10 protein-coding genes and 1 tRNA gene are annotated in these 14904 nt (G+C 63.3%); 6 read left to right on the forward strand and 5 right to left on the reverse strand.

All coding sequences use genetic code 11. From position 1 onward, the window contains the following. Positions 1 to 180: 180 nt before the first annotated feature. Complete coding sequence (locus tag A9K66_RS17445; RefSeq protein ID WP_067325896.1) at positions 181 to 1335, forward strand: dihydrodipicolinate synthase family protein; 1155 nt, start codon at positions 181 to 183, stop codon at positions 1333 to 1335. A gap of 466 nt (positions 1336 to 1801) precedes the next feature. On the opposite strand, the gene A9K66_RS30385 is transcribed toward A9K66_RS17445, so the two are convergent. From A9K66_RS30385 to A9K66_RS17455, 3 genes are all read right to left on the reverse strand, one after another. Beyond that, on the reverse strand, positions 1802 to 1975 hold the full coding sequence (locus A9K66_RS30385) for a hypothetical protein (protein ID WP_156751095.1): 174 nt from the start codon (positions 1973 to 1975) through the stop codon (positions 1802 to 1804). A gap of 126 nt (positions 1976 to 2101) precedes the next feature. Beyond that, positions 2102 to 2176 (reverse strand) — tRNA-Val (locus A9K66_RS17450). A 215-nt stretch (positions 2177 to 2391) separates the two neighbouring features. Further along, positions 2392 to 2754: a response regulator gene (locus A9K66_RS17455; protein ID WP_006199474.1), complete on the reverse strand. Its 363-nt coding sequence runs from the start codon at positions 2752 to 2754 to the stop codon at positions 2392 to 2394. A gap of 165 nt (positions 2755 to 2919) precedes the next feature. Here A9K66_RS17455 and A9K66_RS17460 point away from each other — a divergent pair, with 165 nt between their 5' ends. Both A9K66_RS17460 and hisN read left to right on the forward strand, forming a co-directional pair. Further along, a complete protein-coding gene (locus A9K66_RS17460; RefSeq protein WP_067325899.1) occupies positions 2920 to 3861 on the forward strand; it encodes an N-formylglutamate amidohydrolase in 942 nt (313 codons plus the stop codon). A gap of 304 nt (positions 3862 to 4165) precedes the next feature. Next, complete coding sequence (gene hisN, locus A9K66_RS17465; RefSeq protein WP_067325902.1) at positions 4166 to 4939, forward strand: histidinol-phosphatase; 774 nt, start codon at positions 4166 to 4168, stop codon at positions 4937 to 4939. Between the two features lie 20 nt (positions 4940 to 4959). Here the strand turns inward: hisN and A9K66_RS17470 are convergent, their stop codons facing one another. Continuing rightward, complete coding sequence (locus tag A9K66_RS17470; protein WP_067325905.1) at positions 4960 to 5916, reverse strand: alpha/beta hydrolase; 957 nt, start codon at positions 5914 to 5916, stop codon at positions 4960 to 4962. Positions 5917 to 6379: 463 nt separating this feature from the next. Between A9K66_RS17470 and A9K66_RS17475 the strand changes: the two genes are divergently transcribed. Continuing rightward, complete coding sequence (locus tag A9K66_RS17475; protein ID WP_067002526.1) at positions 6380 to 6847, forward strand: Hsp20 family protein; 468 nt, start codon at positions 6380 to 6382, stop codon at positions 6845 to 6847. A gap of 180 nt (positions 6848 to 7027) precedes the next feature. Here A9K66_RS17475 and A9K66_RS17480 read toward each other — a convergent pair whose 3' ends face one another. Continuing rightward, the gene (locus A9K66_RS17480) at positions 7028 to 8080 is read right to left on the reverse strand and encodes a low specificity L-threonine aldolase (RefSeq protein WP_067325909.1); all 1053 of its coding nucleotides are present in this window, start codon (positions 8078 to 8080) and stop codon (positions 7028 to 7030) included. 490 nt (positions 8081 to 8570) lie between these two features. On the opposite strand from A9K66_RS17480, the gene gltB reads away from it, so the two are divergent. Next, positions 8571 to 13289: a glutamate synthase large subunit gene (gene gltB / locus A9K66_RS17485; protein ID WP_067325912.1), complete on the forward strand. Its 4719-nt coding sequence runs from the start codon at positions 8571 to 8573 to the stop codon at positions 13287 to 13289. Positions 13290 to 13439: 150 nt separating this feature from the next. After that, positions 13440 to 14894 carry a glutamate synthase subunit beta gene (locus A9K66_RS17490; RefSeq protein WP_067325915.1) on the forward strand — a complete coding sequence of 485 codons (1455 nt, stop codon included), beginning with the start codon at positions 13440 to 13442 and terminating at the stop codon, positions 14892 to 14894. Positions 14895 to 14904 lie beyond the last annotated feature (10 nt).

The following is a 14904-nucleotide window of genomic DNA, read 5'->3' on the forward strand; positions in this document are numbered from 1 at the left end:
CATTGCGTCAAACCGGAGTCAACTGGGAATCATGTCGATTTCGAAAAATTGATCGATGGCCGGAAAATGTATGGGCTTAGGGCCGCAGCGCTGCGTTGGATCGCTTCAGTCGCAGGGATCATAAAGGTTCTTGATTTATTGGAACGTTCCATCTATAGGCTGCCACAAAGGGAGATTTCGATGGACATCATCCTGCCTGCGAAGAATGGCGATCGTGTCGGCTACCGGCTGGTCGGCCAACCGGCGCAGCCCATCATCGGCGCGGATTTCCCGCGCCTCGCCTATGCCGCCGCCCATGTCGTCGCCAACCCCTTCGCCATGACCGATCCCTGGTCGCGGCCGGCGGTCGAGTGGGACAAGACCATGGCATTCCGTCATCATCTGTGGCGGCTCGGCTTCCGCATCGCCGAGGCGATGGACACCTCGCAGCGCGGCATGGGGTTCGACTGGGCGAGCGCGAAAGAACTGATCCGGCGCTCGATCGCCGAGGCGCGCACGGTGAAAGGCGCCGATCTCGCCTCCGGCGCCGGCACCGACCATCTGGCGCCGGCCGCGGCAAGGACGCTCGACGATGTGATCCGAGCCTATGAGGAGCAGTTCGCCTTCATCGAAGGCGAGGGCGGCAAGGCGATCATGATGGCAAGCCGCGCGCTGGCGGCCGCGGCCAAAGGCCCGGACGACTATGCCCGCGTCTACGACCGGATCCTCAGCCAAGCCTCCGGCAAGGTGATCCTGCACTGGCTGGGCGACATGTTCGATCCGGCGCTCAAGGGCTATTGGGGCAGCAATGATTTCGATACCGCCCTGGACACCGTGGTCGCCATCATCGAGCGGCACGCCGACAAGGTCGAAGGCATAAAGATATCGCTGCTCGACGCAGGCAAGGAGGTGCTGCTGCGAGACCGCCTGCCTGAAGGCGTGGTGATGTTCACGGGTGACGATTTCAACTATCCGGAGTTGATCGCGGGCGACGGCAAGAGGCACTCGCATGCGCTGCTCGGCATCTTCGATGCCATCGCCCCGGTGGCCAACCCCGCGCTGGCCAGGCTCGCCGAGGGCGACCGGGCCGGCTATGACGCGCTGATGGCGCCGACCGTGCCGCTGTCGCGCAAGATCTTCGAAGCCCCGACGGAATATTACAAGGCAGGCATCGTCTTCATGGCCTGGCTGAATGGCCACCAGGATCATTTCACCATGGTCGGCGGCATGCAGTCGGCACGCGGCGTCTGCCACTACGCCGATGTTTTCCGCCTCGCCGATCAGGCGGGATTGCTGGCCGATCCAGATCTCGCCGTCGCTAGAATGAAAGCGCTGTGCGCCGTCTCGGGCGTCTGAGAGGGATACGCCTCTCGCTTCCCCTGCCGCTGGCGAAGAGCGTAACTTTGATATCGGGCTTGGACCGGCGGCAGTCGAACTTCAGCTGGAAGGGGTGGGCACTGCCGTCACGGACCATCATTAGGTCGGCCGATCGGCAGTAGCGCACGTCCCGCAGGCCCAGGTTTAGACCCCAGGGACTTTGCGAGAAATCCGCTTCAACCGGTGCGGATCGATCTGCGGTTCTGTGTCGATGAGCTTCTGCCTCGAACGATTGATCACATCTCTCGTTTGGGCGAGGAGCTTCCTGTCGCTCTCGGCTTGAAGAGGGCGCGGACGTGGGTTGTCGGGAATTTGGTCTCGCATGACGCGTCTCCGGTCTTGGTTCAGACGGGAGCGCGGTCGCTGTCTCTCACCCGCCGGCGTCCTTTGCTAGTTGCCGACGATGAAGGTTAACTTGCGAGCGTCAGATCAGTTGCACGGTGCGTTAGATCTTCTGGGCCTTGCCGGAATATCCAGGCTCGCTCTCGGGCCGATTGCACCGGATCCGTCGCGCTTGTTGCCGTTCGGCATCGACTTCGGCTCGAAGCCGATACCGCTCGGCGCGCAATTTGATGGAATCTATATAGACCTTCCAGAAACGGTCGTCGTCTTCGGCCATTGCAGCCAGTCCCCATTTGGCGTGCAACGGAACGCGTCCGCTTTGGTTCCGGAGTGCGGTTGGAAATCTTCGCCCCGGAGTTTCTGTGCCAATCGGCACATTGGGTTAGCTAAGTTATTGAAAGGATGGTGGGCGTGACAAGGATTGAACTTGTGACCCCTGCAATGTCAATGCAGTGCTCTCCCGCTGAGCTACACGCCCATCCGAAGCCGCGCATACACCATTTTTGGTCCGGCACGTCAATAGCAGGAACAAGAAAAGAAAGCTCCGTTTCGCCGCAGCAGCGGAAGCGCCGATGCCTAAAGCGCGTCGCGTCGAAACGGGTTCGAGTGACGCGCTTAGATCTTTGTTTTGTGGATGTCGTTTTCCCAGCCGCTGCGCCGTTTTGGACGACATGCGCCGGCCGGAAAAACCCTTTAGGCGGCCTGAAGCATCTTCTCGACCTCGTTGACGAGATCGCGCAGATGGAACGGCTTCGACAGCACCTTGGCGTCCTTGGGCGCCTTGGAATCCGGATTGAGCGCGACGGCAGCGAAGCCGGTGATGAACATGACCTTGAGATCCGGATCGATCTCAGTGGCGCGGCGGGCAAGCTCGATGCCGTCCATCTCCGGCATGACGATGTCGGTCAGAAGCAGCGAAAAAGGCTCCTCGCGCAGCCGCTCATAGGCGCTGGCGCCGTTGTCGAAATCGCTCACCTGGTAGCCGGCGCGTTCCAGCGCCTTGACGAGGAACCGGCGCATATCGTCGTCGTCTTCCGCCAGAAGAATGCGTGCCATCGTATCCCGTCCGAATCACCCGCCCCAAGCCTGCCGCCGGGCAAGCCCGTTAACCATCCTGTATATGAGGAGGAGACGGTAAACATCAAGTGAACGTTGGCCTTGTCGCGACCACTTCGACTGTGCGTTTCGCGGGGCTGAAATGCTGGACATGCCGGGCGCAAGATGTCAGTTTCGCATCATGATGCAGTGCTTCGTCCTGGTTCGTTCAAATTGAAGACGGCAGCCGAGGATTTTTCGGTCACACCACCCTTCGAAATCCGGTCGGGCGCCGAGCAACGCGTAGCTTTCCTGTTCAACTCGCCGCATAGCGGCCGCCATTATCCCGAGCGCTTCCTGGCCATGGTGCGGCTCGACCGCAACGCCATACGCCGGTCGGAGGATTGCTATGTCGATGAGCTGTTCGGCGGCGCCGTCGCGCTCGGCGCGCCCATGCTGGCGGCAAATTTCCCGCGCGCCTATCTCGACGTCAATCGCGAACCGTGGGAACTCGATCCGCGCATGTTCGCGGAGCCGGTGCCGTCCTTCTGCAACATCCGCTCTGCCCGCGTGGCGGGCGGGCTGGGCACCGTGCCGAAGCTGGTGGGGGAAGGGCTCGATATCTATCCCGGGCGTCTGCCGCTCTCCGAGGCCGTGGGACGCATAGAGGCCGTCTACAAGCCCTACCACGAGACGCTGAAGCGGCTATTGACCAGGACCCACGCCAGGTTCGGCTATGCCGTGCTGATCGACTGCCATTCGATGCCGGCCAGCGTCCGGGTCGGCGACAATGGCGCGCGGCCGGACTTCATCATCGGCGATCGTTTCGGCATTTCCGCCAGCGCGGCTCTAACCGAGAGGGCGATCGGCCTGCTCACCGGAATGGGCTACGCTGTCGCGCATAACAAGCCTTATGCCGGCGGCTTCATAACCGAGCATTACGGGCGGCCGGCGCGTCATCTCCACGCGCTGCAGATCGAGGTCAATCGCGGGCTCTACATGAACGAGCGGACATTCCAGAAATCGGCCGGCTTCGACGCTTTAGCCGACGACCTGACGCGGTTTTCGGCCGAACTGATTTCGATGCCCGGCCATCATTTCCTCGACCTGCCGCTCGCCGCCGAATGACGGCAGCGCTGCGATCCGCGGCTCAAAAAAAGACCGCATCGTTTTCACGACACGGTCGAAGTCTAGGGAGGAAACGCCCAAGGAGGGCATGGACAGGATAAGCTGTCCGAGAACAAAAGTATTGTGCGATGCACAAATGTCAATCGACTTCAGGCTTTTTTAATTCAATATGATGTGCAAATCCGGTTTCGGCGCCTGACGTGTGACTTTGAGGCAACAGGCGAGGGCGCCTGACCCGGTTGCACGCTCCGGTCCGACAAGAAGACAGCAGCTGCCGGATGGTTGCCGCAACGGGGAGAGTGGGTTGGATATCAGCATCGACTTCATGCGGCGCATCGCGCGTGCCGCCGCCGCCGAGACCTTGCCTCGCTTCCGCAGCCAGGCCGCAGTCGCCAACAAGCTGGCGGAGAGCTTCGATCCGGTGACGGAAGCCGATCGCGAGGCCGAGCGGGCGATCCGGGCGCTTATCTCGGCGGAGTATCCCGATCACGGCATCCTCGGCGAAGAGCATGGCAGCGAGAACATTTCGAGCCGGCATGTCTGGGTCATCGACCCGATCGACGGCACACGCGCCTTCATTTCCGGCCTGCCGGTCTGGGGAACGCTGGTCGGACTGACGATCGACGGCGATGCCGTCGCCGGCCTGATGTCGCAGCCCTTCACCGGCGAGCTGTTCTATGCCAATGCCTCCGGCTCGCATTACGAAGGCCCGGGTGGCCCGCGCAAGCTCGCGACGCGCAAGACGACGCAGCTTTCGCAAGCGACCCTGTTCACCACCACGCCGGCGCTGTTCAAGGGCGCGGCGCGCAACCGCTATGACGCGTTCGAGAAACAAGTGCAGCTCGCCCGCTACGGCACCGACTGCTACGCCTTCGCCATGATGGCGGCGGGCAGCGTCGATATCGTCGCCGATCCGGGTTTGAAACCCTACGACATCGTGGCGCTGATCCCGATCATCGAGAAGGCGGGCGGCGTCGTCACCACCTTCGAAGGCGGGCCGGCGGAAAACGGCGGCGACATATTGGCGGCGGCGACGCCGGAGTTGCACGCCGCGGCAATGGCGGCGCTGCGCGGCTGATCCGCGGCGTCGTTCCGTGATCAGGCAGCGTCGCCGGTTCCCGGAACAAAAGCATCGAAGGCCGCCAGGAGCTGCTCGCGAAAGAGATCCCTCTCCTGCAGGATCTCATGATGCGCGCCGTCGATCATCAACAAAGAGCCGACGCGCAGCCGTCTGGCATAGGATTCGACCGCCTTGGTCGAGACCACCTGGTCGGCGCCGGCGCCGACGATCAGCGTCGGTACTTGGATCCTTGCGATGAAATCGGGGTCGCTGACCGCCTCCGCGGCTGCGGCTGCGGCCTTCAGCCAGCGGATGGTCGGACCACCGAGTCCCAGGTGGGGCCAGGCCCTGTAAATATCGGTATTGCGCCGGTAGCGCTCCGGGTCGGACGTCACCTTGTTCATTTCGAAGGGCGTCGGCAATTTCGAGCGGGGCCCCCAGGCGGCATAGAGCCGGCCGAGGCCCAGCGCGCAGAACACCGCGCAGACGCGCCTTATGGTGGCCATCGAAACCCGCAAGTCGGGCACGGCCAGGAAAGGCGCGATCAGCACCATCCGCCGCACCCGGTTGGCCATCGACGGCGAGGCAAGCAGCGCGATCACCGCTCCCGTCGAATGGGCGAGGATGTAATAGGGGCCGCGGCAATCGGGCAGCACGATCTCCTCGAAGAACTGCTCGAGATCACGGGTGTAGTCACGGAAGCTGCGGACATAGCCGCGCTGCCGGTCGCGCAGCAGGCGGCTGGAATCGCCCTGGCCGCGCCAGTCGAGGGTGGCGACGCCGAATCCGCGGTCGGCGAGATCGCGGATGGTCTCGAAATATTTCTCGATGCACTCGTTGCGGCCGGTCAGCAGCACCACCGTGCCCTGGAGCGGGCGGGCGACGGCGGCGAAAACGCCGTAGCGGATCTTCCTGCCGTCGCGGGTGGTGAAGAAGCCGCCGGCAGCGTTCTGCGGCGGCGGGTTGCCCTCAGTCAGATAGTAAAGGTCCGTCATTCGGCGCTTCGTTGATTGCTTCTTGCCCGAGCGGGCCAGGCGTCGCCACGGTGATAGACGGCCATGCGCCAAAAGCAAAGGTCCGGGATACGCGCTTTCCTGAACAGGAAGGCCGGAAGCGCCTGCGGCGCGCTTCCGGCCTCTGTCGATCCGGGAGGAAGGGACGTTGCACCCGGTCGGCCTCGTCGCGGCGCACCGATCGAGGCGCCGCATATCCGTATCGTTGACTGCAGCCTAGCGATCCCACGCTGAACGGATGCCGAAGCCTCGGTTCATCTGGCGTTCATCGAAACGAAAAAATCGAAGGGAAAGTTGGTGCGCGAAGTTCTTGAAATGGGCTTTTCCGCTTCCCAAATGGAGGTTGCGGCCGCCGATGTCGGGGCCGCTGGCCTATCCGGAACGCCTTTCGAGGGTTTCGTACCGGGTCAAACGCAAACCATGTTGCTCAACAGGAGAACACATCATGCGTCACGTTGATTTTTCCCCGCTTTATCGTTCGACCGTCGGTTTCGACCGGCTGTTCACCATGCTCGATACGCTCGGCCAGCCCGAGAGCGCGCAGACCTATCCGCCCTATAACATCGAGCGCACCGGCGAGAACGCCTATCGCATCTCGATGGCGGTTGCCGGCTTCTCGGAAGACGAGATCTCGATCGAGGCGCACCGCAATGTGCTGACCGTCAAGGGTGAGCGCAAGGAAGAGAACAATGGCGAGGGTTCGGAGCTGCTCTATCGCGGCATCGCTTCGCGCGCCTTCGAGCGTCGCTTCCAGCTCGCCGACCACGTTGAGGTCGAGGGCGCCACGCTGAAGAACGGCCTGCTCTTCGTCGACCTCAAGCGCAACATTCCGGAAGAGCTGAAGCCGCGCAAGATCGCGATCACCTCGTCTTCGGACAAGGCCAAGCAGATCGAGGCCAAGGCCGCCGCGTAAGCCGCGGGCTCCATGTAAGAAACGTCTCCCTCCCGAGACGAAAGCGGCGCCGAAGGGCGCCGCTTTTTTGTGACATTAATCCTGCGCCAGAAAATCAACGCGGCGACATTTCGCCGATGTTTTCTGGCTTTTTTGATCCTGCTTGGCCTCGAACTGTCGCTGGGGCCTTTGCTCGCCTGATCATTGCGAGAGGTGTTGGCCGAGACGGTCGATCTCTTGGGTGGTGGTGGCGAAGCTGGCGACGAAACGGTAGATTGCTTCCTTGTCGCCGAGATGGCCATCGAAACCCTGCGGCACGCCCCATTCATAGAATTTGGCGCCGGCGGTCTGCAGCTTTTCGGCAAGAGCGCGGTCGAAGATTGCGAACACTTCGTTGGCCTGCGGCAGCCAGGCGAGCCTGCCCGCCGGCGCGTCCTCGATCGTCTCGGCGAGATGTGCCGCCATCGCATTGGCATGCCGCGCCATCCTCAGCCAAAGGTCGTCGGTGAAATAGGCTTCGAATTGCGCCGAGATGAAGCGCGCCTTGGAAAAGGTCTGTCCGGCGCGCTGGCGAAGCAGGCGCAGATCCCGGCCGACTTCCGGGTTGAAGATCACCACCGCGTCGGCCATCCAGCAACCGTTCTTGGTGCCGCCGAAGGAGATCAAGTCGACGCCGCTCCTCCAGGTCATTTCCGCCGGCGTGACGTCGGTCGCGGCAATCGCATTGGCAAAGCGCGCGCCATCCATATGCAGCGGCAGCTTGTGCCTACGGCTGACCTCGGCAATCGCCTTGACGTCGTCGACGGTGTAGACGGTGCCCACCTCGGTCGCCTGGGTGATCGTCACGGCCATCGGCTGGCCGGCCGGCGCAAGATCCTGTGAATAACGCCTGATGGCGTCGTCGAGAGCCTGCGGGTTGATGCGCCCCAGGGGACCCGCAACCGGCGTCGTACGAGCGCCGCCGGTGTAGAAGCCCATCGCTCCGAACTCGTCGACATTCATATGCGCTTCGGAATGACAAAGGGCGATGCCGCCGATACGGTTCAACGCCGCCATCGAAAGGGCGTTGGCCGCGGTGCCGGTGGCGACGAAGAACACTTGAACATCGCGCTCGAAGATCTCGCTGAAGCGATGGTAGACGGTGCGGTCCAGGTCGCCGTCGCCATACGCGGTCGCGATGCCGGCCGCGTGGCGGGAGAGGTTCGCCGAAATGTCGGGATGAACGCCCGCCCAATTGTCGGATGCAAAGAACATCGAGAGGTCCGTATTGTGATTGGCAGAAAGCGGCGCGACTTGACTGCTTTGGCGCCCGAAGCGCAAGGGCCAATCTTTCGCAAAACGGTGAAGCCAGCCGGGCCGTAACGACTGACTAGAGGTTGTGTTTTCCGATCCCTTCGCGAAATTTTGTGTCGCGGCACGCCCAAGAATTTTGTGAATCGGTCTTGTGCAGGTGCGGGATTTCTGCCATAAAAAATTTAGGACAGTAGTGCTGTCTTATTTTGTCGCACAAAACAGGCTGGACTGGCATATCATCGCTGCCATTCCGGCTATTGTCGCGAGCGGCGGGTAGACGGCTCCGCTCTGGCCTGTACGATACCGGATGCGAACCGGGCGTATGGCCGCATGGTTCGGCAAGAATTTCGCGAGACGTGCAGCAAGGACGAAGGGAAGCATCGTGCTTCCCAAGGCAAGCCAGCGCCCCGAGGGAAATCACCGCCAAGGGTGCGGAACGGAGGACAGGACGATGACGGAACTGACGCCATCTGCGATCAACGGCCAGGCCGCGCAGACGAAAGCGGCAGCCGTCAAAACTGGTACCACCGCCAATGGTTTGATCGCGCAGGGCCTCTACGATCCGCGCAACGAGCATGACGCCTGCGGCGTCGGCTTCATCGCCAACATGAAGGGCGTAAAGTCGCACCAGATCGTCGAGGACGGTCTGGCGATGCTGGAAAACCTCACCCATCGCGGCGCTGTCGGCGCCGATCCGCTGGTCGGCGACGGCGCCGGCGTGCTGGTGCAGATTCCGGATCGGTTCTTCCGCGATGAGATGGCCGCAAACGGCGTCGAACTGCCGCCGGCCGGCCAATATGGCGTCGGCCACTGGTTCATGCCGCAGGACGCAGCACTTCGCGCCCATATCGAGGATATCATCGCCGAATCGGCCCAGTCCGAAGGGCTGCCGCTGATCGGCTTCCGCGACGTGCCGGTCGATAATTCGTCGCTGTCGAAGGCGCCGGAGATTGTCGCCTCCGAGCCGTTCCATCGCCAGGTGTTTATCGGCCGCACGGCCGACATTCCGGACGACGAGGAATACGAGGCGAGGCTCTACCTGCTGCGCAAAGTGATCTCGGGCCGCATCTATGCCGAGAACGACAACAAGGATGTCGGCGCCTATTGCGTGTCGCTGTCGGCGCGCACCATCGTCTACAAGGGCATGTTCCTCGCCTACCAAGTCGGCGCCTATTACAAGGACCTCAAGGATCCGCGCTTCGACACGGCGCTGATTCTCGTCCACCAGCGCTTCTCGACCAATACCTTCCCGTCATGGAAGCTGGCGCATCCCTATCGCATGGTCGCGCATAACGGCGAGATCAACACGGTGCGCGGCAACAACAACTGGATGGCGGCGCGTCAGGCCTCGGTCGATTCCGAGCTGTTCGGCAACAACATCTCGAAGCTGTGGCCGATATCCTATGAAGGCCAGTCCGACACGGCGTGCTTCGACAATGCGCTCGAATTCCTGTTCCAGGGCGGCTATAGCTTAAGCCACGCCATGATGATGCTGATCCCGGAAGCCTGGGCCGGCAACAAGCTCATGGATTCCGACCGCAAGGCGTTTTACGAATACCACGCCGCGCTGATGGAGCCGTGGGACGGGCCGGCGGCGGTCGTCTTCACCGACGGGCGGCAGATCGGCGCGACGCTCGATCGCAACGGCCTGCGTCCGGCTCGCTACATCGTCACCGACGACGACCGCGTCATCATGGCTTCGGAAGCCGGCGTGCTGCCGGTGCCGGAGGAAAAGATCGTGCAGAAGTGGCGGCTGCAGCCCGGCCGCATGCTTTTGATCGATTTGGCCAAGGGCCGCATCATCTCCGACGAGGAGATCAAGTCGGAGATCGCGACCAGGCACCCTTACAAGACCTGGCTCGCCAACACGCAGTTGATTCTTGAAGAGCTGAAGCCGGTCGAGCCGCGGGCGCTGCGCAAGGATGTCAGCCTGCTCGATCGCCAGCAGGCCTTCGGCTACACACAGGAAGACACGAAGCTTCTAATGGCACCGATGGCCACTACCGGCCAGGAAGCGGTCGGCTCGATGGGCACCGACACGCCGATCTCGGCGATGTCGGACAAGTCGAAGCTGCTCTACACCTATTTCAAGCAGAACTTCGCTCAGGTCACCAATCCGCCGATCGACCCGATCCGTGAGGAACTGGTGATGAGCCTGGTGTCCTTCATCGGGCCGCGGCCGAACATCTTCGACCTGATCGGCACATCGCGCCGCAAGCGGCTTGAAGTGCGCCAGCCGATTCTCACCAACGGCGATCTCGAGAAGATCCGCTCCATCGGACACACCGAGGACCGCTTCGACACCAAGACGATCGACATCACCTACGGTTCGAACGAGGGCGCTGCCGGCATGCAAGGCGCCATCGACCGGCTCTGCGAGCGCGCCGAGGCGGCGGTCGCGGGCGGCTACAACATCATCATCCTGTCCGACCGCCAGGTCGGGCCGGACCGCATCGCCATTCCGGTTTTGCTGGCGACGGCGGCGGTGCACCATCACCTGATCCGCAAGGGCCTGCGCACCGCGGTCGGACTGGTCGTCGAATCCGGCGAGCCCCGCGAGGTGCATCATTTCTGCTGCCTGGCCGGCTATGGCGCCGAGGCGATCAACCCCTATCTCGCTTTCGACACGCTGCTCGACATGCACAGGCGCGGCGAACTGCCGGAGGAGGTCGACGCATACGAGGTCGTCTCCCGCTACATCAAGTCGATCGGCAAGGGCATCCTCAAAGTGATGTCCAAGATGGGCATCTCGACTTACCAGTCCTATTGCGGTGCGCAGATCTTCGACGCCATCGGGCTCAAGTCGGACTTCGTCGAGAAGTATTTCACCGGCACCGCGACGCTGATCGAAGGCGTCGGGCTGGACGAGATCGCGACCGAGACTCTCAGCCGCCATACCGATGCCTTCGGCAACGACCCGGTGCTGCGCAGCAATCTCGAGGTCGGCGGCGAATACATGTTCCGCATGCGCGGTGAGGCGCATATGTGGTCGCCGGATGCGGTCGCCAGCCTGCAGCATGCCGTGCGCCAGGGCTCCTGGGACACGTTCAAGGAGTATTCGGCGCAGATCGACAGCGCGACAGCTAGAGCGCAGACCATCCGCGGCCTGTTCGAGATCAAGCTGGCGGAAGAGACCGGCCGCAAGAAGGTCGCGATCGAAGACGTCATGCCGGCGGCCGAGATCGTCAAGCGCTTCTCGACCGGGGCGATGTCCTTCGGTTCGATCTCCCGGGAAGCGCACACCACGCTGGCGCGCGCGATGAACGCCATCGGCGGCAAGTCGAACACCGGCGAGGGCGGCGAAGAGGCCGACCGCTATCTGCCGCTGCCCGGCGGCGGCAAGAATCCGGAACGCTCGGCGATCAAGCAGGTCGCGTCGGGGCGGTTCGGCGTGACGGCGGAGTATCTGGTCAATTCCGACGTCATGCAGATCAAGGTGGCCCAAGGCGCCAAGCCCGGCGAGGGCGGTCAGTTGCCCGGACACAAGGTCGACGCCACCATCGCCAAGGTCAGACACTCGACGCCAGGCGTCGGCCTGATCTCGCCGCCGCCGCATCACGACATCTATTCGATCGAGGATCTGGCTCAGCTGATCTACGACCTTAAGAACGTCAATCCGGCGGCCGATGTCTCGGTCAAGCTGGTCTCGGAGGTCGGCGTCGGCACGGTTGCGGCGGGCGTCGCCAAGGCGCGCGCCGATCACATCACCATCTCCGGCTACGACGGCGGCACCGGCGCTTCGCCGCTGACCTCACTCAAGCATGCCGGCAGCCCGTGGGAAATGGGCCTCGCCGAGACGCATCAGACCCTCGTGCTCAACGGCCTGCGCTCCCGCGTGGCGCTGCAGGTCGACGGCGGGTTGCGCACCGGCCGTGACGTCATCATCGGCGCGCTGCTCGGCGCCGACGAGTTCGGCTTCTCGACCGCGCCGCTGATTGCGGCCGGCTGCATCATGATGCGCAAGTGCCACCTGAACACCTGCCCGGTCGGGGTGGCGACGCAGGACCCGGTGCTGCGCAAGCGCTTCAAGGGCACGCCGGAGCATGTCATCAACTTCTTCTTCTATGTGGCGGAGGAGGTGCGCGCGCTGCTTGCGGAAATGGGCTTCACCCGTCTCGACCAGATCATCGGCGACACCGACCTTCTGGAGAAGCGCGACGTGATCCAGCACTGGAAGGCGCGCGGGCTCGACTTCTCGAAGATGTTCTTCAAGCCGGAGGCGCCGCCTGAGGCGCTGCACTGGACCGAGCGGCAGAAGCATCCGATCGACGACGTGCTCGACCGCAAGCTGATCGAGCTGGCAAAGCCGGCGCTGGAAGCCAAGCAGCCGGTCAGCATCGAGCTGCCGATCCGCAATGTCGACCGCTCTGCCGGCGCGATGCTGTCGGGCGAAGTCGCCAAGCGCTTCAAGCACAAAGGCCTGCGCGAGGACACGATCCAGGTCAAGCTCACCGGCACGGCCGGCCAGTCTTTCGGTGCGTTTCTCGCGCGCGGCGTCTCCTTCGAGCTGGTCGGCGCCGGCAACGACTATGTCGGCAAAGGCCTGTCGGGCGGCCGCATCGTCATCCGGCCGCCGGAAGAGGCCAAGATCGTCGCGGCCGACTCGATCATCGTCGGCAACACGGTGCTCTACGGCGCGACCGAGGGCGAGGCCTATTTCGCCGGGGTCGCCGGCGAGCGCTTCGCGGTGCGCAATTCCGGCGTCGTTGCCGTCGTCGAAGGCGTCGGCGACCATGGCTGCGAATACATGACCGGCGGCATCGTCGTGGTCATCGGCAAAACGGGCCGCAACTTCGCCGCCGGCATGTCGGGCGGCGTCGCCTATGTGCTCGACGAGAAGGGCGATTTCGCCGAACGCTGCAACATGGCGATGGTCGAGCTGGAGCCCGTTCCGGAAGAGGACGACCTGATGGAGAAGCTGCTCCATCATGGCGGCGACCTCGACCATAAGGGACGCGTCGACGTCTCCGGAGACATGACAAGCCATGACGAGGAGCGGCTCTATCAGCTGATCTCGAACCACGTCCATTACACGGGCTCGGTGCGCGGCCGCGAGATCCTCGACAATTGGGCAAGCTTCCGGCCGAAATTCCGGAAAATCATGCCGGTCGAGTATCGCCGCGCGCTGATCGAGATGGAGCGCATGCGCATGAGCGTGGCGGCGGAATAGGCTTTGGGCACGGCCGAGGAGACGCCCGGCCGGCATCCTCACCAACAATCCTGACCTCGGACCAAGGTTGCCACGGCGTCCTTATGAGGTTAACGGGTGCGCCGACAAGCTAGACTTGCGAGCGCGCCTTCGGACAGCAGGGACTGGACTATGGGCAAGGTAACAGGGTTTCTCGAAATCGACCGGCAGGTGCAGAAGTACCAGCCTGCCTCGGATCGCATCCGGCATTTCCGCGAATTCACGCTGCCGATGTCGGACAAGGAGGTCGAGAAACAGGCCGCGCGCTGCATGGATTGCGGCATCCCGTTTTGCCATGGGCCGACCGGCTGCCCGATCCACAACCAGATCCCGGACTGGAACGACCTCGTCTACAATGGCGACTGGGACAGCGCGATCCGCAACCTGCATTCGACCAACAATTTCCCGGAGTTTACCGGCCGCATCTGCCCGGCGCCTTGCGAGGAAGCCTGCACGCTGAACCTCGAGGACATTCCGGTCGCCATCAAGACGGTCGAGCAGGCGATCGCCGACAAGGCCTATGAAACCGGCCACATCCGGCCCTACCCGCCGGAAAAGAAGACCGGCAAGCGGGTTGCCGTCATCGGCTCCGGGCCGGCCGGCATGGCCGCCGCCCAGCAGCTCGGCCGCGCCGGCCACGATGTGCATGTCTATGAGCGCGAGAGCCGGCCGGGCGGGCTGATGCGCTACGGCATTCCCGACTTCAAGATCGAGAAGCATTACATCGATCGCCGCATCGAGCAGATGCAGGGCGAGGGCGTGAGTTTCCATTGCGGCGTCAATGTCGGCGTCGACAAGCCGGTTGCCGAGCTCCTCGCCGAGCACGACGCCGTGCTCTATTGCGGCGGCTCGGAAACGCCGCGCCCGGCCAACATTCCGGGCGACGATCTCAGCGGTGTCTATGATGCCATGCCGTATCTCGTGCAGCAGAACCGCCGCGTCGGCGGCGAGCCGATCCAATCGGTGGCCTGGCCGTCACATCCGATCATCGCCGGCGGCCAGCATGTCGTCGTCGTCGGCGGCGGCGACACCGCGTCCGACTGCATCGGCACCGCCTTCCGGCAAGGCGCGGTGCGCGTGACGCAGCTCGACATCCGTCCGCAGCCGCCGGAGAAGGAAGACAAGCTCGCCGTTTGGCCTTACTGGGCGACGAAGATGCGCACGTCTTCCTCGCAGGCCGAGGGCGCGGAGCGCGAATTCCAGGTGGCGACCCTCGAATTCATCGGCGAGGACGGACAGCTGACCGGCGTCCGCTGCTGCGAGGTCGATGAGAAGCGCAAGCCGATCGCCGGCACCGAGTTCGTCATCCGCGCCGATCTCGCCTTCATCGCCATCGGCTTTGCCGGTCCGGCGAATGATGGGGTCATGAAGGAGCTGGACGGCGAGATAAAAATGGTCACCGACAGCCGCCGCTCGCGGAACGTCGAGGCCGACGACCGCGACTACAGAACCAGCATAGACAGGCTCTATGCCGCGGGCGACGTCCGTCGCGGCCAGTCGCTGGTGGTGTGGGCGATCCGCGAAGGCCGCCAGGCAGCGCGGGCGATCGACGAGGCGCTGATGGGGTCTAGCGTACTCCCCCGCTGAGGCTACCTGC

The organism is Mesorhizobium sp. AA23 (assembly GCF_001672435.1).
In the GTDB taxonomy this organism is placed as follows: Bacteria; Pseudomonadota; Alphaproteobacteria; order Rhizobiales; family Rhizobiaceae; genus Mesorhizobium.

Bases quoted from the DNA above. Each gene is read 5' to 3' on its own strand.
- A9K66_RS17490 (WP_067325915.1), top strand. From the start codon at position 13,440: ATGGGCAAGGTAACAGGGTTTCTCGAAATCGACCGGCAGGTGCAGAAG.
- A9K66_RS17470 (WP_067325905.1), bottom strand. From the start codon at position 5,916: ATGACGGACCTTTACTATCTGACTGAGGGCAACCCGCCGCCGCAGAAC.
- A9K66_RS17445 (WP_067325896.1), top strand. From the start codon at position 181: ATGGACATCATCCTGCCTGCGAAGAATGGCGATCGTGTCGGCTACCGG.
- A9K66_RS17480 (WP_067325909.1), bottom strand. From the start codon at position 8,080: ATGTTCTTTGCATCCGACAATTGGGCGGGCGTTCATCCCGACATTTCG.
- gltB (WP_067325912.1), top strand. From the start codon at position 8,571: ATGACGGAACTGACGCCATCTGCGATCAACGGCCAGGCCGCGCAGACG.
- A9K66_RS17455 (WP_006199474.1), bottom strand. From the start codon at position 2,754: ATGGCACGCATTCTTCTGGCGGAAGACGACGACGATATGCGCCGGTTC.
- A9K66_RS17475 (WP_067002526.1), top strand. From the start codon at position 6,380: ATGCGTCACGTTGATTTTTCCCCGCTTTATCGTTCGACCGTCGGTTTC.
- A9K66_RS30385 (WP_156751095.1), bottom strand. From the start codon at position 1,975: ATGGCCGAAGACGACGACCGTTTCTGGAAGGTCTATATAGATTCCATC.
- A9K66_RS17460 (WP_067325899.1), top strand. From the start codon at position 2,920: ATGTCAGTTTCGCATCATGATGCAGTGCTTCGTCCTGGTTCGTTCAAA.